At 71.5% G+C, this 19,497-nt stretch carries 16 protein-coding genes and 1 pseudogene; 9 read left to right on the top strand and 8 right to left on the bottom strand.

Annotated features, from left to right (window positions below; genetic code table 11):
- Both D7V93_RS46435 and D7V93_RS05745 read left to right on the top strand, forming a co-directional pair.
- A pseudogene (locus D7V93_RS46435) lies at positions 1-161 on the top strand (DNA-binding protein); the annotation flags it as partial.
- Between the two features lie 5 nt (positions 162-166).
- Positions 167-2,128, top strand: coding sequence for an HD domain-containing phosphohydrolase (locus tag D7V93_RS05745; protein WP_120642407.1), 1,962 nt, complete (start codon positions 167-169; stop codon positions 2,126-2,128).
- On the opposite strand, the gene D7V93_RS05740 is transcribed toward D7V93_RS05745, so the two are convergent.
- The 3 genes from D7V93_RS05740 to metG all read right to left on the bottom strand — a co-directional run bounded on the left by D7V93_RS05740 (position 2,115) and on the right by metG (position 6,078).
- Positions 2,115-2,891 (bottom strand): TatD family hydrolase, encoded by a 777-nt coding sequence (locus D7V93_RS05740; RefSeq protein WP_120642406.1) that lies wholly within the window; start codon positions 2,889-2,891, stop codon positions 2,115-2,117. The genes D7V93_RS05745 and D7V93_RS05740 overlap by 14 nt on opposite strands.
- The gene (locus D7V93_RS05735) at positions 2,888-3,862 is read right to left on the bottom strand and encodes a HEAT repeat domain-containing protein (protein ID WP_120642405.1); all 975 of its coding nucleotides are present in this window, start codon (positions 3,860-3,862) and stop codon (positions 2,888-2,890) included. Before D7V93_RS05735 ends, D7V93_RS05740 begins: the two co-directional genes overlap by 4 nt.
- A gap of 74 nt (positions 3,863-3,936) precedes the next feature.
- On the bottom strand, positions 3,937-6,078 hold the full coding sequence (metG, locus tag D7V93_RS05730) for a methionine--tRNA ligase (protein ID WP_120642404.1): 2,142 nt from the start codon (positions 6,076-6,078) through the stop codon (positions 3,937-3,939).
- A 110-nt stretch (positions 6,079-6,188) separates the two neighbouring features.
- Between metG and D7V93_RS05725 the strand changes: the two genes are divergently transcribed.
- Complete coding sequence (locus D7V93_RS05725) at positions 6,189-6,983, top strand: NRDE family protein (RefSeq protein WP_120642403.1); 795 nt, start codon at positions 6,189-6,191, stop codon at positions 6,981-6,983.
- A 32-nt stretch (positions 6,984-7,015) separates the two neighbouring features.
- Here D7V93_RS05725 and D7V93_RS05720 read toward each other — a convergent pair whose 3' ends face one another.
- The 5 genes from D7V93_RS05720 to holB all read right to left on the bottom strand — a co-directional run bounded on the left by D7V93_RS05720 (position 7,016) and on the right by holB (position 13,295).
- Entirely contained in the window at positions 7,016-7,912 is an 897-nt protein-coding gene (locus D7V93_RS05720; protein ID WP_120642402.1) for a patatin-like phospholipase family protein, read from the bottom strand.
- Positions 7,913-8,211: 299 nt separating this feature from the next.
- Complete coding sequence (locus D7V93_RS05715) at positions 8,212-10,116, bottom strand: M4 family metallopeptidase (RefSeq protein ID WP_120642401.1); 1,905 nt, start codon at positions 10,114-10,116, stop codon at positions 8,212-8,214.
- Positions 10,117-10,437: 321 nt separating this feature from the next.
- Positions 10,438-10,887: a hypothetical protein gene (locus D7V93_RS05710; RefSeq protein WP_120642400.1), complete on the bottom strand. Its 450-nt coding sequence runs from the start codon at positions 10,885-10,887 to the stop codon at positions 10,438-10,440.
- A 60-nt stretch (positions 10,888-10,947) separates the two neighbouring features.
- A complete protein-coding gene (gene holA / locus D7V93_RS05705; RefSeq protein WP_120642408.1) occupies positions 10,948-12,252 on the bottom strand; it encodes a DNA polymerase III subunit delta in 1,305 nt (434 codons plus the stop codon).
- Between the two features lie 8 nt (positions 12,253-12,260).
- Positions 12,261-13,295, bottom strand: a complete 1,035-nt coding sequence (gene holB, locus D7V93_RS05700) for a DNA polymerase III subunit delta' (protein WP_120642399.1) — start codon at positions 13,293-13,295, stop codon at positions 12,261-12,263.
- 82 nt (positions 13,296-13,377) lie between these two features.
- Between holB and D7V93_RS05695 the strand changes: the two genes are divergently transcribed.
- The 6 genes from D7V93_RS05695 to asnB all read left to right on the top strand — a co-directional run bounded on the left by D7V93_RS05695 (position 13,378) and on the right by asnB (position 19,330).
- Positions 13,378-14,868: a mechanosensitive ion channel family protein gene (locus D7V93_RS05695; protein WP_244237128.1), complete on the top strand. Its 1,491-nt coding sequence runs from the start codon at positions 13,378-13,380 to the stop codon at positions 14,866-14,868.
- A gap of 255 nt (positions 14,869-15,123) precedes the next feature.
- Positions 15,124-15,873, top strand: a complete 750-nt coding sequence (locus D7V93_RS05690; RefSeq protein WP_244237127.1) for an SGNH/GDSL hydrolase family protein — start codon at positions 15,124-15,126, stop codon at positions 15,871-15,873.
- A gap of 3 nt (positions 15,874-15,876) precedes the next feature.
- The gene (locus tag D7V93_RS05685; RefSeq protein ID WP_120642396.1) at positions 15,877-16,419 is read left to right on the top strand and encodes an acyltransferase; all 543 of its coding nucleotides are present in this window, start codon (positions 15,877-15,879) and stop codon (positions 16,417-16,419) included.
- Positions 16,416-17,012, top strand: coding sequence for an acyltransferase (locus D7V93_RS05680; RefSeq protein WP_120642395.1), 597 nt, complete (start codon positions 16,416-16,418; stop codon positions 17,010-17,012). The genes D7V93_RS05685 and D7V93_RS05680 overlap by 4 nt, the downstream gene beginning before the upstream one ends.
- Positions 17,013-17,104: 92 nt before the next feature.
- Positions 17,105-17,353 (top strand): acyl carrier protein, encoded by a 249-nt coding sequence (locus D7V93_RS05675; protein WP_120642394.1) that lies wholly within the window; start codon positions 17,105-17,107, stop codon positions 17,351-17,353.
- A 6-nt stretch (positions 17,354-17,359) separates the two neighbouring features.
- Entirely contained in the window at positions 17,360-19,330 is a 1,971-nt protein-coding gene (gene asnB / locus D7V93_RS05670; protein ID WP_120642393.1) for an asparagine synthase (glutamine-hydrolyzing), read from the top strand.
- Positions 19,331-19,497: the final 167 nt, after the last annotated feature.

Below are 19,497 nucleotides of genomic sequence, written 5' to 3'. Positions count from 1 at the left end.
CTCCCCGCGAGGAGCGCCCCGCCCGGCCGCCGCGCGAGGAGCGTCCGCCGCGCGACCCCAAGAGCCTGCCCGGCGAGCTGACCTTCAAGCCGTTCAGCGCGCTGGCGCCGTCCGCGCCCGTGAAGTCCGGTGGTGAAGGAGAGGGCTCCTCGGAGGGCTGAAGTCCATGGCGAAGCGGCTGGGAGAGCGGTTGATTGAGGCCGGCCTCGTGACACCCGGGGCCGTGGAGCAGGGGCTGGAGCACCAGAAGATCACCGGCCACAAGCTGGGGGACTGTCTGGTGGAGCTGGGCCTGCTCCAGGAGGCCGCGCTCCTGCGCCTGCTGGCCAATGAGTTCCAGACCCGCTTCGTCACCGCGGACAAGCTGGCGAAGGTCCGCATCGACACGAAGGTGCTGGACAAGCTGCCGGTGCGGCTGGCGGAAGCGCAGAACGTGCTTCCGCTGGCCATCGACCCGGAGCGCAAGCTGTTGTCGGTGGTGGCCGCCGAGCCGCAGAACAAGTCGCTGCTCGACGAGATCGCGCTCGTCACCGGCATGTCGGAGGTCTACGCGTACATCGGCCTGCGCAGCGCCATCTCCGCCGCCATCCGCAAGCACTACTACGGCGACCCCACCGCCTTCACCTCGCTGCTGGAGGGCCCGCACGGCGGTGGGCCCCGGCGTCCGGATGCGCCCGCGAGCAACAACGGGAGCTCCGAGTCCGGCCGCAGCCACACCTCCACCGGCCGAAGCCCCACCAGCATCCAGATGCGCCTGGAGACGGACGCGCGGATGCGGCTGCAGCGGGCCGGCAGCGGCACCCACGTGGCCCGCGCGACCCAGCGGCGCGAACCGGGCGGCCCCCGCGGCCTCATCAGCGACACGGACTACGTGGAGACGCTCAGCCTGATGGTGGGGCTGATGGAGCAGGACCGGCCCCGGCACCGGGGCCACTCGGCGCAGCTCGCGCGACAGGCGGGCATCGTCGGCCAGCGCATGGGCATGCCGCACAAGGAGCTGGCGGCGCTGTCCATCGCCGCGTACCTGCACGACCTGGGCAAGCCCGCGGAGCGCCACTTCTCCCTGGCGAGCAACGCGGCCAACGCGGAGTGGAAGGCCCAGGCGAAGGCGTGCTGCCGCGCGCCCACCAAGCTCTTTGAAACGGTGCACCTGCCCACGCAGGTGAACACCATCCTCGCGCAGCTCTACGAGGCCTGGGACGGCTCCGGCACGCCCCAGGGCGCCAAGGGCGAGGACATCACCCTGGGCGCGCGCATCCTGGCCGCGGTGGACAGCTTCCTGGAGCTGACCAAGAACCCGGGCAACGCGCACGGGAAGGTCTTCACCAAGCAGCAGGCGCTGGAGCACCTGCGCAAGCACGCGGGCATCCTCTACGACCCGGTGGTGGCGGACATCGTCGGCCAGCTCCAGAGCGGGGAGCTGCTGCTCCACCGGATCGCCAGCGAGGGGCGCCAGGTGCTCATCGCCGAGCCGGACGAGGCCACGCGCAGCGAGCTGCTGGAGGCGGTGCTCAAGCAGGAGCTGGTGGCGCACGCGCTGTCCACGCTGGACGGCGCGCTGGATGGGCTCGCGCGGCAGGACTGCGACGTGCTGGTGGTGGGCTTGCGGCTGGGGCAGCAGGAGGTGCTGGAGCTGCTGGAGGCGACGCGCGCCTCGCCGGAGAGCGCGGGCCTGCCCATCGCCGTGGTGGGTGAGCCGGATGCGCAGGCGCGCGAGCGGCTGCTGCTCGCGGGCGCGACGGCGGTGCTGTCCCCGGGCGACAAGGCGGAGGTGGCGCGCACGGTGCTCGCCCTCTTCCAGGACCGGGTGCAGCACAACGGCCCGGGCCGGGTGGTGCGCGGCAGCTTCGACGAGCTGCCCCCGCGCGACCTGCTGCGCACGCTGGGCGGGGGCCGCAAGAGCGGGCGGCTCCAGCTTCGCCACCACACGCTGGAGGGCTACCTGCACCTGGAGCGGGGCCGCGTCGTCTACGCCTCCTTCGGCGGACACGCGGGCGAGCCCGCGCTGCAGGCCCTGCTCAAGCTGAAGCAGGCGGACTTCCTCTACGACCCGGACGCGCTGCTCCTGGACATGCCGCAGCTCGACCAGGACCTGGAAGCCCTGGCCGGAGCGCTCAGCGCAGGGTGAGGTTGAAGAGGCGCGCGGCGTTGGCGGTGGTGACGGCCGCCACCTCCTCCAGCGAGACGCCCTTCAGCTCCGCCACCTTCTTCGCCGTCTCCAGGACGTGCGCGGGCTCGTTCTTGCGGCCGCGGTGCGGCACCGGCGCCAGGTAGGGGCTGTCCGTCTCCACCATCAGGCGCTCCAGCGGCGCGAAGCGGACGGCGTCCTGGAGGGCCTCCGTCTTCTTGTAGGTGATGACGCCGGACAGCGAGATGAAGAAGCCCCGGTCCAGGTAGCGCCGCGCCGCGGCCGTGTCGCCGGTGAAGCAGTGGATGACGCCGCTCGTGACGTCCTCCGCCGCCAGCGCCGCGTCGCAGTCCTCATGCGCGTCGCGCACGTGCACAACCAGCGGCTTGTTCAGTCGCTTCGCGAGCGCGCCCTGGCGCCGGAAGACGGTGGCCTGCACCTCGCGCGGCGAGTGGTCGTAGTAGTAGTCCAGCCCGGCCTCGCCCACCGCGCGCAGCTCCGGACGGGCGCAGGTGCGCTCCAGCATCTCGAAGTCCCCCTCCGTGGCGCGGGCGGCCTCGTGCGGGTGGATGCCCAGCGTGGGCGACAGGAAGTCCGGGTGCCGGGCCGCCACCTCCAGCGCGTGGCCCCAGTCCCCGGGGCCGTGGAACTGGCCCACCAGCACCGCGTGCACGAGCCCTGCGGCCCGGGCGCGCTCCAGCACCGGCCCCACCTCCGCGTAGTCCTTCGGCTCCAGGTGGCAGTGCGCGTCAACCAGTCTCATGGGCCCTCCCGAAACAGCTCTTCCAGCTCCAGTCTCGCCTCTTCCGAGGCGAAGGTGGGCACGGAAGCGCGCACGCGCTCCATCCCGTCCGGTACGCCCAGCCGCCACACGCCATCCGCCGCGTCCAGCCGGTCGTCCTCGGGCGCGGCGCGGTCCTCCAGCACGGAGAGCAGCCAGGGCAGCGCCTGGGCATCCCCCAGCCGTCCCAGGCCGCGCGCGGCGGCGCCCCGGCACGGGTCCTTCGCGTCCTGGAGGATGTCCTTCAGCCGCTCCAGCGCGCCCGGCACCTTCAGCTCGCCGCACAGCTCCACCGCGAGCGCCCGGTCCGTGCTCCACTTCTTGCGCGTGCGCTGCATCAGCCACTCCGCGCCCGCCGGGTCTCCCAGCTTCATCAGCACGCCCGCCGCCTGCGTCTTGTCGAACGCGGGCAGCAGCCACTTGCCGAAGAGGCGCTTCACCGCCGGCAGCGCGCGCGCGTCCTCCAGCTCCGCCAGCGCGCCCAGCGCGCGGAAGCGCAGCGTGTCCACGTCCAGCGCGGCCAGCAGCACCTCCAGCCCCGCGGGGTGCTTGAGGGCCGCGATGCCGCGCGCGGCCTCGAAGCGCACCTCCGGCGTGGGGTCCTCCAGCATGCCCGCCAGCGCCCCGCGCGCGTGGGGTAGCGCGAGGTCCGCCAGCCTTCCGGTGGCCTCCAGCCGCACCCGCGTGTCCTCGTCGCGCAGGCGGGGCAGCAGCGTGTCCGGGAGCTGCTCCGGCGGCAGCACCACCGACGCGAGGCCCACCCCGGAGCGGCGCACCTCCGGCTGGGCATCCGCGAGCAGCCGGACCAGCGCGTCCGTGAACTCCGCGGCGTGCGCGGGCTCCTCGGACGCCAGGTGGAACAACAGGTCCGCCGCCTCCGCACGGCTCGCCGGGCGCTTGTCACGCTCCAGGTTCACCAGTGCGCGGTCCCGCTCGGAACGCCAGTCCGCCACGTCTCGTCACCTCGCTGCCGGGTGGCGACATGGCCACCCGGCGTGCCCCCTGAGTTGTTTCGAGCGACTTCGAGCTACTTCACTTCACTGCCGGGCGGCACGTCGCCCGGGTCCAGCAGGGACAGGTCCTTGCCGCCCGGGCCGGCCGTCAGCAGCATGCCGCGTGACTCGATGCCCTTGAGCTTGCGCGGCTTGAGGTTCGCCACCACCACCACGCGACGGCCCGCCACCGCCTCCGCCGTGTACGCCTCCGCGATGCCGGAGACGATGGTGCGCGGCGTGCCCTCGCCCAGGTCCACCTCCAGCTTGAGCAGCTTGTCCGCGCCCTTCACCTTCTCCGCGGCCACGATGCGCCCCGCCTTCAGCACCACCTTGGCGAAGTCCGCGTACTCGATGTCCGCCGAGGGCACGGGCTCTGGAGTCCCCGCCCCCGCCCCGGCGCCGGGTGACGCCTGCGTGGTGGGTACCGTGGCCTGTGATTCCGGCGGCTTCGCGTCCATGGGCTTCTTCTCCGACTTCTTGTCCTTGCCCCCAGACCCCGGGGCCGGAATATCGGCCACGGGGTTTTTGATGATGGCGTTGACCCGCTCCTCTTCCAGCCGCGGCAGCAGCGGCTCCGGCGTCCCCAGCGGGCGGCTCCGGTCGAGAAGTGGATACTTCGCGGTGGCGAGCGCCTGGAACGTCAGGGGCGGCGCGTTGAGCTGGGCGAACAGCCGCTCCGACACGCGCGGCGTCACCGGGGCCAGCAGGGCGCCCAGCAGGTACGCCACGTCCGCCGCGTCCGACAGGTCGGCCCTGGCGGCCTCCGCGTCCTTCTTCACCAGCGCCCACGGCGCCGCCGTCTGGAGGAAGGCGTTCGCGGTGGACGCGATGTCCGTGATGATCTTGATGGCGGCGCGGTACTCCAGCTTCTCGAACGCCTCGCGCACCTCCGGCACGCGGGCCAGGGCCTGCTCCACCAGCGTGCGCCCCGCCCCTTCCTGGCGGCCCGGCGCGAGCTTTTTCTCCAGCGGCCCCGCCAGCATCGACAGCGCGCGGTTGGCCAGGTTGCCCACGTTGTTGACGAGCTCGCCGTTCACCCGCAGGCGGAAATCCTTGAGGTTGAGGTCCAGGTCCTCCACGCCCGCGCCCAGGTTGGCCGCGTAGAAGTAGCGCAGGTAGCTGGGGTCCAGGAGGTCCAGGTAGTCCCGCGCGGCCACCATGGTGCCGCGGCTCTTGGACATCTTCTCCCCGTTCACGGTCAGGTGCCCGTGCACCTTGATCTCATTGGGGATGTGCAGCCCGGCGACCTTCAGCACCGCAGGCCAGAACAGCGCGTGGAAGTAGACGATGTCCTTGCCGATGAAGTGGACGATGCGCGTGGGCGCGTCCTTGGCCCAGTACTCCAGCGCGTCCTTCGCGCGGCCGGACTCCTTCGCCCACTTCTCCGTGGTCGCGATGTAGCCGATGGGCGCGTCCAGCCAGACGTAGAAGAACTTGTCCGTCTCCCCCGGGATGGCGAACCCGAAGTAGGGCCCGTCGCGGCTGATGTCCCAGTCCGCCAGGCCCTTCTCGAAGAAGCCCTGGAGCTGGGTGGCGAGGCCCGGGTGGATGAAGCCGGGGCGCTTGAGCACCTCCTGGAGGAAGGACTCGTGGCGCGACAGCTTGAAGAACAGGTGCACGGAGTTGCGGCGCACCGGCGGCGTGCCGCACAGCGCGCAGCGCGGCTCGATGAGGTCCGTGGGGTTGTACGTCTTGCCGCACTTCTCGCACGCGTCGCCGTACTGATCCGCCGACTTGCAGTTGGGACAGGTGCCCCGGATGAAGCGGTCCGGCAGGAAGCGCTTGTCCTTCTCGCAGTAGGTCTGCTCGATGTCGCGGCGGTCGATGTCGCCCGCGTCCTTCAAGCGCCCGTAGATGAGCTCCGCGTAGTGGCGGTTCTCCGGCGAGTTGGTGGAGTGGAAGTAGTCGAAGCGGACATCCAGGTCCTGGAAGTCGCGCTGGTGCTCGTCGTGGAAGCGCGCGACGAACTGTTCGGGCGGGATGCCCTGCTTCGCGGCGTTGATTTCAATGGGCGTGCCGTGGGTGTCGTCCGCGCAGAAATAGACGACGTCCTGGCCGCACGAGCGGAGGAAGCGGACGTAGATGTCCGTCTGGACGTACTCGACGACGTGGCCGAGGTGGATGGCGCCGTTCGCGTACGGAAGGGCACTGGTGACGAGGATTCTCTCCGCCATGGACTCTCCTGAGGGCGGCGGACCATAGCCGCTCGGGGAAACGAGGTCATCGATCAACATGCGCGCCCACAGGTGCATGGCACGATGGTGGATGTTATCGACCCATCCGCATGTGCACCGTCCTCATCCTCCGTGACATCCACCCCGAGTGGCCGCTGGTCCTCGCCGCCAACCGGGATGAGCTCTACGCGCGTCCAGCCCACGGGCCGCGGATCCTCTCCGAGTCACCGCGCGCCGTGGGCGGCCAGGACGTGGAGCGGGGCGGAACGTGGATGGGTGTAACGCACGACGGGGTGTTTGTCGGCCTGACGAACCAGCGGGGCGCCCGCGGCCTGGGCCCGGCCCCCCGCTCGCGGGGCGAGGTCGTCCTGCGCGCCCTCCAGGCCGGGTCGGTGGAGGCCATCGAGCGCTACCTCGGCACCCTGCCCGCCCCGGAGTTCCTGCCCTTCAACCTGCTCTACGGGGACGCGCGCGGCCTGCGGGTGGCCTACGCGCGGCCAGGCCATGCGCGCCTGTTGCACGAGGACGTGCCGCCCGGTGTCCACGTGCTCCCCAATGACAACCTGGACAACCTCGCCCTGCCCAAGGTGGCGCGGGCCCACGCGCTCGCGGAAGGGGTGGCCCGGCGCCCGTGGCCGGAGCTGGTGACGGGGCTCCAGGCGGCCCTGGCCGACCATGCCCTGCCACCCCGGGACGCCGCGACGGGGCCGCTGATGGAGAACGACCTGCCGGCGGACTTCCTCCAGCGGCTCCAGGCCCTGTGCATCCACACGGAGGTGTACGGGACGCGCTCGTCGGCCATCGTCGCGCTGGCACCCGGCCGAGTGGGGCACTACCTGGCCACGGACACGGCGCCCTGCCAGGGCGGCTGGCGCGACGTGACGGGGCTGCTCACCGCCCGCTGAGGCCCGCGCGAAAGCCGCGAGCCGTGCGGCTTTCAGTCCAGCCGCGCCCGCATCACCGCGTCCCGGCCCGCGTCGTACGCGGACTCGAAGGCGGGCCCCCGGCCGGTGAAGGCGTCCACCGGCGGCGCGGGCACATCCACGCGAACCTCCCGCACGTCGCAGTCCAGGTCGCCCCGGTAGAAGGCGGGCTCCCCGGTGACGTTGATGGCGATGAGCCGCGCGCCCGGGAACTGCTGGCAGGCGTCGTGGATGGGGGTCGCGGACACGCGGTCCGCGCCCGGGTCGATGCGCTCCAGCGTCGCGTCCTCGAACAGGAGCGGGTTGGCGGCGCTCGCGGCCACGGCCTCCGACAGCGGCCCCTGCGTCACGGTGACGAGCCGCAGCCCCTGCTCCGTGGGGGCCTGGTGGAAGGTGACGAACGGCACGGGCAGGTCCTCCACGCGCGCGCCCTCGTAGTAGCGCTCCAGCACGTGGGCGAAGCGCTCGTGGCTCAAGCGGGGCGCCGTGGCCGCCGCGCCCGCAGCGCCCAGCGCTCCCACCGCGAGGGCCGGGGTCAGCGCGCCGCCCGACACCAGCACCGCCAGCAGGCCGACGGCCGCCCCCACCGCGCCGCGCACGCCGGTCGTCCTGCGCGTCTCCTGCTCGTAGGCGGCGAAGAAGTCCCGGTAGCGCTGGCGCAGGTTGCCCCGGGGTTCGGAGGCGTAGAGCCCGCCCACCACCGCGCCCATGCTGTTGCCCACCACGCAGTCGATGGGGATGCCCCGGGCCACCAGCGCATCCAGCGCGCCCACGTGCGCGAGCCCCTTGGTGCCGCCCACCGACAGCACCACGCAGGTGCGAGAGGGCGTCCCGCGCACACCGCGCCGGCACGACACGCCTCCGAAGCCCAACACCAGCGCCAGCACCACGACACCCAGCCGCCGCCCCATGCGTCCTCCTGTGCGGGAAAGCGCGGCCACCCTACCCCGTTCCAGCGCGACAGCCTCCGTGTCGCCTGCCCGCCGGCTCGCCGGCTCGCCCTCCTGGCCCGCCGCGCGAGTTCCTGGCCCCGGCGCTGGCTCAAGCGGACCTGCCGCTTCGAGCGCTGAAGCCCGCGCATCCGCCGCTGCTGGCACCGCGACACGGGGCGAGCCCGCAAACACAACCGCCCCCGGGACAAGAGCCCCGGAGGCGGAAGATGGACCTTCACGGTGCCCGGCGTGGAGTCACGCCGGGCGCGTGGAAGGGCTTAGTACGTGGCCTTCAGCGACGTGCCGCTGTACGACGTGTAGCCGCGGAGCATGATGTACATCTTGCCCGCCGCCGTCTTCGCCGCCGCGTTGCACGTCTCCGCGTTGCCGGAGAGGTACGGACGGCAGTCGTAGGACGTCGTGGTCGGCGCGGAGCCGAACTTGATGTACATGTCCGCGTCACCCGTGCCGCCGCTCAGCACGTAGCTGGACGCCTTGGCGGCCGGCAGGTCGATGCAGTAGTTCGTCTCGGAGCCGGAAGCGCCCGACAGGCCCGTCTTCGCGACGCCGTTGGTCAGCGTGATGCACGTCGGAGGCGTCACCGTACCGCCCACGCCCACCGCTTCCCAGGCGGCCGTCACGGCAGCCTGCGTCGCCGCGTCGTAGCCCAGCGCCACGGCGGCCTGGACCGTCCAGGTCTTCGCCTGGGCGAACGTGGTGCCCGCCGTGTAGATGTCCGTGTTGGCCTTGTACCAGATGCGGGCGGCCTTCTCGACGCCGATGGCCGGCACCACGATGGTGGAGCGACCGCGCGGGTGCGTGCCACCCTTGGCGAGCAGCGCGAACGCCAGGTTGGGCACGCCGGAGCTGTAGTGCACGTCCGTGCTGGACGTCACGTTGGCCGCCCAGTCCTTGGACGCGCCGTCCTTCGCCGGGTCATCCATGTAGCGGAGCGCGTCGCCGGCCGTGGCGGGCGTCCACACGTCCTCGCCGACCTTCCAGATGTCCGCGCCGGTGCTCCAGCCGGTGTTCCAGCTCTCGCAGACCGCGCCGAACGTGTCGGACATGGCCTCGTTCAGACCGCCGGACTGGCCGGAGTACGTGAGGTTGGACTCGTACGACGTCACCGCGTGGGTCAGCTCGTGGACCGTGACGTCCGCGTCCTTGCCCAGCGCGATGGAGTTCACGCCGTCGCCGTCGCCGTACACCATCTGGGTGCCGTCCCAGTAGGCGTTCACGTAGTTGGTGCTGTAGTGCACCGTGCTGATGAGCGTGGCGCCCGCGTTGTTGAGCGAGTCGCGGTTGAAGAGCGTCTTGTAGCAGTTGTAGGTGTAGCCCAGCATGTCGTAGTTGATGTCGACGTGCGTGTCACCGGTGGCCGCCTGGCCCTCGCTGCGCTTGAGCGTACCCGGCGTGCTCGTGCCGTTGTTCGCGCTGTACAGCTTGCGGTTGAGCGCCGTGTGGATCTCCGGCGTGCGCGTGATGATGGCGCCGTTGATGGCGTCCACATAGACGCGGTCGCGCAGCGGCATCAGGGCGGTCTCGCCCGTCACCGTCACCTCGTGGGCGAGGCGCAGACGCTGGTCGTCCTCGGCGCGGATGTAGACCAAGCGCGTGCCAGTGACGGCCAGGCCCTTGCCCTGCGTGTCACGCAGCGCCGCGGTGCGCGCCGACTCGGCGGAGACCACGGGACGCGCGGAGAGCTGCCCGCCGCTGCGCGCGGAACCGTTCGCGGCGTAGATGTCGCCCGTGGGGGCCACGTGCACCACCAGCTCCTCGTTCACCACCGGCAGACCGTTCAGCGTCTGCGCATAGCGCACGTGCGAAACGCCCTGCTCGTCCACCGACACCTTGCGGACCTGCAGGTCCGAGGCGTTCAGGCGGAACAGCGACGCGATGCCGGGCATGGAGCCGGCGATGGCCGTGTGCACGTCCGCCGCCGCGAAGCCCGTGAGGGGGCGGTCGGCCTGGCCCAGGCGGCCCTGGATGGTGTGCGGAGTCCCGTCCGCGTTCGTTCCGACAATCTGGGCGCCCGGAATCGCACTCAGCGCGCTCTGCACATCCGCGACCTCATCCGGCTTCTGGAGATCGTTCGAAGGGTTGGAATCCGTCTCCCCGACGCCGCAGGCGGCGAGAGGGAGGGTGGCGAGAAGCGCAGTGACGAAACGGGTGGTGCGAACCAAGGTGGTTCCTCCTGCCCGGCGAAGGGGGTCGTCGCCGTGGCAGCGCTCCTTTCAGCATTCTTCAGGCCAACTCATTAAGTGCCCGGAATAGCTCGCAGTAAGCGGGAACGCCGTCACGGCCCTGGCACATCCGAGCGCTGGAAATCTTCTGAAATCTGCAAGAAGACGTTACGCCAGAGGGTCCAGGTGCCTGGATTCACTGGGGATTCGGCCATTTCCCCGCACCTGTCCTGAACCGTGACAGTGCACGCGGGGTGTGTCCTGTATTCAAGCAATTCTCGGTTGACGGTTTTTTCTTGGTGAGCAAAGCACCGCCGGGTTTCAGCGCGGCAGGCCCAGCAGCACGCGCGCGCGGCCGTCCATGGGGAGCGCGGCCTCTTCCACGGTGGTGAAGCCGGCGTCGCGGGCGACGTCGGCCAGGTGCCGCATCCACGGCTTGTAGGGCATGCCGTTGTCGGAGCAGCACGGCACGACGGCAAAGCCCAGGCCGTGGCGCGCGGCGTACTCGATGATGACGCGGGTGGCGCCGTCGGGGTGCATGCCCACCACCAGCTCCGCTTCGCACGGCTCGTCCAGGGTGAAGGGCCGCTGGGCGTACTTCACCGGCAGGTGTTTGTGGCGCAGGTCGAAGGTGGTGACGGTGCGCCCGCGCTGGGTGAGCGCCTCGTTCAGCTTCCCCTGGCCGCCGGCCACGTCATAGACGCGGGTGGCCTGGGGGAAGCGCGTGACGAGGAGGTCCGCGAAGAGGTCGAAGCGCCGCTTGTCCGCCATGGCCCTCCTCTACCCCAGGCCTTCCCGGCGCGCACGTCCGGGCGCTGCCCCGGCCGGTGCTCAGGCGCGGGTGCACACCGTCCAGAGCAGCCGTTCGATGACGAGCTTCCCGCTGGCGGAGGACTTCAGCGCCAGGTCCGCGTCCGCGCACGCCACCAGGGCGTTGAGCAGCTCGCGGCGCTCGTAGCGCGCGGCGGCCTGCATGCCGAACGCGAGCGCCCACGCGTTGGGCGTCTTGCGCTTGGCTGCCTTCAGCTCCGCCTCCAGCTTCGGGAGGATGCGCGTCTCCACGTCGCGGCCGTTCTTGGGCGGCTGGCCGTTGGCGTACCGCTCCAGCCAGGCGTGGTTCTCCAGGAGCGAGCGGACGATGGACGCCACCGCGCCCAGAAGCTGCAGCGCGTGCGTCCCCTGCCCCATCGCGTCCTCGGCGTAGGAGAGCGCGTCCCGCAGCTCGCGCTTCTGGAGGGACTCCGTCAGCTCGAAGAACTCCTCCTCGCGCGCATGGTGCACCAGCAGCGCCACGTGCGCCGCTTCGATGGTGGGCCCTTCCGCGTAGACGGCCAGCTTCTCCAGCTCCGACTGGAGCAGCCGGATGTTGCCGCCGATGCGCTCCTTCAGCCCCTCCAGCGCGCCTGGCCCCAGCTTCTTCTTGAGCGGGGCCAGGAACTCGCGGGCGATCTCCGTGAGGTCCAGGTCCTTGTGGCGCGCGGCCACCTTGCGCTCGAAGAGGCGGCCCTTGTCCTGCGCGAACTTCAGCAACGGGCTGCGCGAGTCCACGTCCGTGGCCGCCAGCACCAGCGCATGGCCCGGAGGCACGCCCTTCTGGAGCAGCTCCAGCAGCGCGGACGCGTCGCCCTCGGGCGCGCTGATGCGCTCCTCCCGGCAGAAGGCCGCGGCTTCCTGGAGGAAGGTGAGGTCCACGTCCGCCAGGTCCACGTTCAGCTCGTCCTTCCACTGCTCCACGGACGGCGCGCCGGGCACGCGGGGATCCAGCTGATCCACGCCCCAGCCCGCGCGGCCCGCGAGCGCCAGCAGCCGCCTGGCGCCCTCCTTGCGCTTGCCGGCCTTCCACGCGTCGCGCGCCTTGGCCAGCGCGTCGCCCTTGCCCTTCTTGGGCGCGAGGAACTCCGGGTCCCGGACGAGCACCACCTTGCGGCCGGGGAACAGCGGCAGCGTGGCCAACTCCTGCGCCACCTCGCGCGGGGAGGCCGCGTCCAGCACCGCGAGGTTCAGCCCCATGGAGGCGTCCGGCACCAGGGTCTTCACCAGCTCGTCGGCGCCCTTGCGGACGAGGAACTCCTCGCCCCACAGCAGGTACAGCGGCCACACCTTGCCGCCCTTCACCTCCGCCAGCACCTCGTCCATGTCCGCGCTCACCGGCCCTCCACGCACAGCTCGATGAGCAGGCGCTCCAGCTGCAACCGGGGCGCGCCGTTGCGCGTCCCGATGGCCGTGCGCGCTGACTCCAGCAGCGCATGGCGCCGGTGCAGCGCGGCCTCCGACGTGCGCGCCGCCACCTCCGCCGCCAGCGCCTTCAGGTCCCGGTTCGCCATCCCGCCCTCCGCCTCCGCCTTCACGAGCGACACGTCACGCGTCCACAACAGCAGGAGCTCCAGCGCCGCGTCCGCGTCCTCGCGCGAGCCCCCGTGGCCTTCCGCGAAGCGCAGCAGGCCCGGGATGTCGTTGCCGCGCAGGGACTCGAAGGCGGTGATGACGTCCTTGCGCTGCGCCAGCGCCTTCACGTCCAGCGCGAGCGCGCGGCCCAGGCTGCCGCCGGACATCACCGCGGCCAGGGCGGCGGTGTCCGCGTCCAGCTTGCGCGCCTTCTGCACGTGCTCGGCGACCAGCTCCACGGGCAGCGGGCCGAAGTGCACCTTGCTGCACCGGCTGCGGATGGTGGGCAGCAGGCGGTCCATGGCGGACGCCACCAGGATGAGGGTGGTCTCCGAGGGCGGCTCCTCCAGCGTCTTGAGGAAGGCGTTCTGCGCCTGGACGTTCATCTGCTCCGCGCTGACCAGGATGGCCACCTTGCGCTTCGACTCCAGGCCGCGCAGCGCCAGGCGCTCCTGGAGCTGCCGGATCTGCTCCACGCGCAGCTCGCGGCTGGGCGTGCCGGTGAAGTCCGAGCGGCCGGCCAGCCCCCGTGACACGCGCTCGTCATCCGGCATCACCCAGGTGACGTCTGGGTGCAGCCCCCGGGCGATGCGCGTGCAGCTGGCGCAGGTGCCGCAGCCGACCTCCGGGGCCTCGGGGCACGTGAGGGCCTGGGCGAGCCCCACCGCGGCCAGCTCCTTGCCCACCCCTTCCGGACCGGCGAACAGGTAGGCGTGGTGCACCGAGCCCGTCCGCAAGGCCGCTTGCAGCGCGTCCACCGCGCGGGGCTGTCCCTGCACCGAAGCGAGCGTCATGGGGGCGTGTATCTCCGCTCGGCGGGCACCCGTCAACCGCCGCCTTGACCCCCGTGCGCGGGGCCGGTCAGATTCCCGGAACGTGCTGAACTTCCTCGAAGGCCATCTCCCCCTGGTGGCGGGCGCCATCCTGACGGTGCTCCTGCTGGGCATCCATGGGACCACCCGCGACCCGGACCTGCGCGACGACCTCAAGCGCGCGGTGCGGATGCTGGTCGCGTTCCTGGCGCTGCGGCTCATCGCGCGCTTCCTGCCGGAAGCGTCGACGCCGGAGGGGCTGCGCAAGGCCCTGGGCGTGGGCTGGATGCTCACGTTCGCCTACGGCGTCATCCGCGCGGCGGTGGCGTTCGCGCTGAAGCTCGTGCGGATGCGCTCGCCGGTGACGACGCCCAAGATCCTCCGCGACGTCATCGACTTCACGCTCTACGCGCTCGCCACGGTGCCCATCCTCCAGAGCCAGCTCAACCTGGACCTGGCGGGCCTGGTGGCCACGTCCGCGGTGCTGACGGTGGTCATCGGCCTCGCGCTCCAGGAGACGCTGGGCAACCTCTTCGCGGGCCTGTCGCTGCAGTTGGACCGCCCCTTCGAGGTGGGCGACTTCATCCGCATCGGTGAGCACACCGGGCGCGTGGTGCACATCGGGTGGCGCTCCATCCGCGTCGCGAACTTCCGGCGCGAGCTCATCACCCTGCCCAACAGCATGGTGGCCAAGGAGCACGTGAAGAACTTCACCCAGCACCGCGAGCCCGTGGGCATCGAGGTGCAGGTGGGCGTGTCGCTGGACGCGCCGCCCAACCAGGTGAAGCAGGCCCTGCTGGACGTGGCCCGGGAGATTCCGCAGATCCTCGTGCAGCCGCCGCCCCTGGCGCGCACGGTGTCCTTCGGCGAATCCAACGTGCAGTACATGGTGCGCGTCTTCCTCAACGACTTCGCGCTGTCGGACAGCGTGCGGGAGGAGCTGCACACGCGGCTGTGGTACCGGCTGCGCCGCGAGGGCCTGGAGCTGCCCCACGCCCAGCGCACGGTGCACCTGCGCCGCGAGGGCGGCGCGAAGCGGCGGGAGCTGGCGGACAACACCGTGCGCGACCTCTTGCGCCAGGTGGACCTCTTCGCGCCGCTGGGCCCGGAGGAGCTGGAGCGCCTGCACCGCGAGGTCGTCGTGCGCCGCTTCGGCCAGGGCGAGCGCATCATCCAGGAGGGCGACGAGGGCGGCACCTTCTACGTCGTGGCCGCTGGCGAGGTCAGCGTGCGCGCCGGCACGATCCAGGCCGAAATCACGCGCCTGGGCCCGGGCCACTACATCGGAGAGATGTCCCTGCTCACCGGCGAGCGCCGCGCCGCCACGGTGGTGGCCCTCCAGGACGCGGTGCTGCTGGAGTTGGACCGGCCCACCTTCGCCCGCCTGTTCTCCGACTACCCGGGCCTGGCCCGCCAGCTCTCCGCGCTCCTGGCCCAGCGCCGCACCCAGCTGCGCGCCGTGGCCCAGGCCTCCGGCGGAGGACCGGACCACACGCCCGAGGCGGGCCGCATCCTTGGACGGCTGCGTCAGCTCTTTGGCCTGACACACGAGTAGTGGATTTCCGGGATACCACTCCGGGGCAAACCAGACCCGGTTCGCATACACAGTCAGGTTTGCGTGGTGGGCTGGACGGCATGCATCCGACCAGGGGGCTCGGGCCTTTGACGCTCGGCGTGGGAAGGGTTTAAACGTTCACACATGCAATCGGTCCGTGGCTTCCCCGCACGATTAGGTGCCCTGCTCCTTCCTGGCGTGCTGCTGATGGTCCTGCCCCAGGGCGCTGCGGCCACCGCACCGGTGAAGACAGACGTGACACGCGCGAGCCTGGAGCGGCTGTCGCAGCGCCGCGTGTTCTTCGGCCATCAGTCCGTGGGCGGCAACATCCTGGATGGGGTGCGCGGCCTGGCGCCGGCGACCTCCGTGGTGGAGGTGAAGGACCCTGGCGCGACGCTGGGGCCCGGCACGCTGGCGCATGCGTTCGTGGGACAGAACGAGCAGCCGGAGACGAAGCTCGCGCACTTCGAGCGCCTGCTGGACGGGGGCCTGGCGCGGCAGGTGGACGTGGCGCTGATGAAGTTCTGCTACATCGACTTCAACAGAGGCACCGACGCGAAGGCCCTGTTCGAGAAGTATCGCGCCACGCTCGCGGGCCTGAAGACGCGCCACCCGGGCGTCACCTTCGTCCACGTCACCGCGCCCCTGACGACGGTGCAGCGCGGGGCGCGGGCCTGGCTCAATGAGTTGCGCGGCCGGCCCGTCTTCGGCGTGGGAGAGAACGTGTCGCGCGAGGCGTTCAACGCGCTGATGCGTCAGACCTATGACGGCAAGGAGCCCCTGTTCGACCTGGCCGCGCTGGAGTCGTCCCAGGCCGACGGCACCCGCGAGACGTATGAAGTGAACGGCCGCGCCTACCCGGCGATGGTGCCCGCGTACTCGGATGACGGCGGCCACCTCAACGCCCAGGGGCAGGCGCGCGTCGCCGCCGCGCTCGTCTCCTTCCTGGGCGCCCTGCCCGAACCCACGCGCGAGGCGCCTGCCTCCGCGAAGGCCCAGCCCTGACATATGCGCATTCCCTTGATGATGATGCTCGGCCTGGGGCCGACCGTCGCGCGTCTGAAATTGCGCCGCTGCGAGAGCGTGGGGTTGCGGCCCACCGTCTGGGGGCGCGTCTGGATTCACGGCGAGGGTGAGATCCAGGTGGGCCACCGCGTGCTGTTCGACGCGCGGATGGCCCCCATCGAGCTGCACGCGCAGCGGGGCGCGCGCATCGTCCTGGACGATGACGTGACAATCGAAGGCGGCAGCTCCATTGAAGCGCAGTCCTACGTCACGGTGGGCGCGCGCAGCCGCCTGGGGATGTGGTGCAAGGTGCTGGACAACATGTATCACCCGCTCCGGGGCAACCGGCACGCGCGCCCGCAGTCGGTGCCCATCGTGCTGGAGGAAGGCGTCACGGTGGGCAGCCGCTCCATCCTGTTGCCGGGAGCGCACCTGCAGCGGGGCGCGAGCGTGGCGCCGGGCACGGTCATCTCCCGCCGCATCCCGGCGGGTGTGTCGGTGGGCGGCTCGCCGGCCCGGGTGCTGCGGCGCGAGGTGGCGCGATGAGGCCCGGTCTTCCCACGGCGGCGGAGACCGCGCGGGCGGTGCGCGCGGGCATCCAGGTGGTGCGCACGGAGGTCCTTCCCCGCGCCGAGCGGGCCCTGGGCGTCGCGCGGGCGCGCTGGCTCTTCCGCTCCTTCCGCCTGGGCCACGGCGTGGCGGCCTACGGCACGGTGTCCGCGCGCAATGACGGCCACGCGGAGCTGGGCGACAAGCTGACGTTCCTGGGCGGCATGCTGCCCACGTCGGTGGCCTGCTACGAGGGCGCGCGGCTCCTGGTGGGCGCGGAGACCCAGTTCAACTACGGCGTGTCGCTGGAGGCGTGGGAGTCGGTGCAGATTGGCGCCCGGTGCATGTTCGCGTCCTTCGTGCGCGTGAGCGACCGGGACGGCCAGCGCATCTCGCCCATCATCATCGAGGACGACGTCTGGGTGGCCCACGGCGCCATCCTGCTGCCGGGCGTGCGCATCGGCGCGCGGTCGGTGGTGTCCGCCGGCAGCATCGTTTCGCAGGACGTGCCCCCGGACTCGCTCGCCATGGGCAACCCGGCGCGCAGCATGAGCCTGGACCTGGTGGCCCGCGAGGCCTCCAGCGCCTGAAGCCCTGCCCCTTCCCGCCACCCGGCCCTCAGTAAAACGCACCGGGTGCGTTGTTCCAGCACCGCCCTTTTCCGCTCCAGACAGGACACCCCATGAGCCCCCGTGAAACCCTCCGCACCTTCATCGTCGACACGTTCTTCGTGGATGACTTCGGCGACGATGACTCGTTCCTGCGCAAGGGCCTCATCGACTCCACCGGCATGATGGAGCTGGTGGCCTTCATCGAGACGGAGTTCCACATCAAGCTCGACGACAAGGAGCTGGTGCCGGAGAACCTGGACTCGCTGTCGCGCGTGGCGGCCTTCGTGACCCGCAAGCAATCCCTGTCGAAGGCGAGCTGACCCACCATGTGCGGCATCGCGGGGTTCACCTTCCCGGCGGGCACGGGCACCGCTCCGGCCCTCCACGCCGACCGGCTGCGCCGCATGACCGCCAGCATCAAGCACCGGGGCCCGGACGCGCAGCGGGCGCTGCTCCTGGACGGCGCCGCGCTGGGGCACGCGCGGTTGTCCATCGTGGACCTGGCCTCCGGTCACCAGCCGATGCGCGACGAGGCCACGGGCCTCACCGTCGTCTTCAACGGGGAGATCTTCAACCACGTGGAGCTGCGCGAGCAACTCGCCGGTGCGTATGCCTTCCGCACGCGCTCCGACACGGAGGTCATCCTCGCGGCGTTCCTCGCGTGGGGCATCGACTGCGTGCGCCGCTTCGAGGGCCAGTGGGCGTTCGCCCTGTGGGATCCGCGCGACCGCACGCTCTGGATGTCGCGCGACCGGGTGGGCATCTGCCCGCTGTTCTACGCGACGCTCCCGGGCGGAGACCTGGCCTTCGCGTCGGAGGCGAAGGCCCTCTTCGCGAGCGGGCTCGTCACCCCGGCGCTGGATGCCCGGGGGCTCAAGCAGACCTTCCAGCTCTGGGCGCCGGTGGCGCCGCGCACGTCGTTCGAGGGCGTGTCGCTCCTGCCGCCCGCGCACACCGCGAGGTGGCGCGACGGGGAGTTGCGGCTCCAGCGCTACTGGGACCTGGACTTCGGCGTGACGCCGGACGCGCCGGACGCACCCCGGCTGCTGGAGGAGCTGGGAGCGGTCCTGGACCGCGCGGTGCGGCTGCGGCTGCGCGCGGACGTGCCGGTGGCGGCGTACCTGTCGGGCGGGCTGGACTCCAGCCTCCTGTGCGCACTGGCGCAGGAGCAGCTAGGCGGCACGCTGCGCACGTTCTCCGTGGGCTTCGCGCACGCGCGGTTCGACGAGCGCACACACCAGGCGACGGTGGCCGAGCAGCTGCGCACGGAGCACCGCGTGGTGGAGATGCGCGACGGGGACATTGGCGCGCTGGTGCCGGGCGTCATCTTCCACGCCGAGCAGGCGATGATGCGCTCCGCGCCCGCGCCCTTCCTGCGGCTGAGCGGCTGGGTGCGCGACCACGGCATCAAGGTCGTGCTGACGGGTGAAGGGTCGGACGAGATGTTCCTCGGCTACGACCTGTTCAAGGAGACGCAGGTGCGCCAGTTCTGGGCGCGTCAGCCGGCGTCGAAGTACCGGCCGATGCTCCTGCGCCGGCTCTACCCCACGCTGTCGGTGAGCCAGCAGAGCGTGGAGCTGCTGCGCGAGTTCTTCGGCCAGGGGCTGGAGTCGCCGGACGCGCTGGCGTTCTCGCACCTGGTGCGCTGGGGCAACAGCGGCCGCATCCTGCGCTTCCTCGCGCCGGAGTTCGCCGCGAAGGTGGCGGACGAGGATCCGGTGGCGTCGGTGCTCGCGACGGTGCCCGGGGCCGTGGCCGGGTGGCGGCCGCTGGCGCGGGCCCAGTACCTGGAGGCGCGCACGCTGCTGTCGGGCTACCTGCTGTCCGCGCAGGGTGACCGCATGCTCCTGGGCAACGCGGTGGAGGGGCGCTTTCCGTTCCTGGACACCGGGGTGATGGAGTTCGCCGCGCGCGTACCGGAGCGCCTGCGCCTGCGCGGCCTGGATGAGAAGTATCTGCTCAAGCGCTTCTCGCGGGGCCGGGTGCCCGCCTCCATCCTGGAGCGCAGCAAGTTCCCCTACCGCGCCCCCATCGCGGGAGCGCTGGTGGGCCCGGAAGCCCCCGCGTGGGCCCGGGAGCTGCTCGCCCCGGAGGCCGTGGCCGCCACGGGCGTCTTCGACGCGCGCAAGGTGGAGCGGTTGGTGGCGAAGCTGCGCGCGCCGAACTCGGCGGAGAGCGAGGCGGACACCATGGCCCTGTTCGCGGTGGCCTCCACGCAGCTGCTGGCCCACCACTTCCTTTCTCCGCGTCCGGTGCCCCAGGCGGACGTGGATGCCGTGCAACTGGAGGCAGCATGAGTCCCGGGGCGAGTAGCGCTTCCACGTGGAGCCGCCCCCTCACGAGCGGACGTGGAGGCCTTGCGTCTGGAGACAACATGAGCCCCCTGGGGGACACCGCACCCGCGTGGGTGCGGGCGCACGCGCGTTCCTCGCGAGCGGACGTGGACGCCTTGCTTCTGGAGACA

The organism is Corallococcus llansteffanensis, from assembly GCF_003612055.1.
GTDB lineage: Bacteria > Myxococcota > Myxococcia > Myxococcales > Myxococcaceae > Corallococcus > Corallococcus llansteffanensis.
The sequence above is the reverse complement of the archived record's forward strand: the minus strand, read 5'-3'. Positions and strand labels throughout refer to the sequence as shown.

Coding starts and splice junctions, on each gene's coding strand:
- holB (WP_120642399.1), bottom strand. CDS start 13,295: ATGACGCTCGCTTCGGTGCAGGGACAGCCCCGCGCGGTGGACGCGCTG.
- D7V93_RS05680 (WP_120642395.1), top strand. CDS start 16,416: ATGAGGCCCGGTCTTCCCACGGCGGCGGAGACCGCGCGGGCGGTGCGC.
- D7V93_RS05675 (WP_120642394.1), top strand. CDS start 17,105: ATGAGCCCCCGTGAAACCCTCCGCACCTTCATCGTCGACACGTTCTTC.
- holA (WP_120642408.1), bottom strand. CDS start 12,252: ATGGACGAGGTGCTGGCGGAGGTGAAGGGCGGCAAGGTGTGGCCGCTG.
- D7V93_RS05720 (WP_120642402.1), bottom strand. CDS start 7,912: ATGGGGCGGCGGCTGGGTGTCGTGGTGCTGGCGCTGGTGTTGGGCTTC.
- D7V93_RS05745 (WP_120642407.1), top strand. CDS start 167: ATGGCGAAGCGGCTGGGAGAGCGGTTGATTGAGGCCGGCCTCGTGACA.
- asnB (WP_120642393.1), top strand. CDS start 17,360: ATGTGCGGCATCGCGGGGTTCACCTTCCCGGCGGGCACGGGCACCGCT.
- D7V93_RS05740 (WP_120642406.1), bottom strand. CDS start 2,891: ATGAGACTGGTTGACGCGCACTGCCACCTGGAGCCGAAGGACTACGCG.
- D7V93_RS05710 (WP_120642400.1), bottom strand. CDS start 10,887: ATGGCGGACAAGCGGCGCTTCGACCTCTTCGCGGACCTCCTCGTCACG.
- metG (WP_120642404.1), bottom strand. CDS start 6,078: ATGGCGGAGAGAATCCTCGTCACCAGTGCCCTTCCGTACGCGAACGGC.
- D7V93_RS05725 (WP_120642403.1), top strand. CDS start 6,189: ATGTGCACCGTCCTCATCCTCCGTGACATCCACCCCGAGTGGCCGCTG.
- D7V93_RS05685 (WP_120642396.1), top strand. CDS start 15,877: ATGCGCATTCCCTTGATGATGATGCTCGGCCTGGGGCCGACCGTCGCG.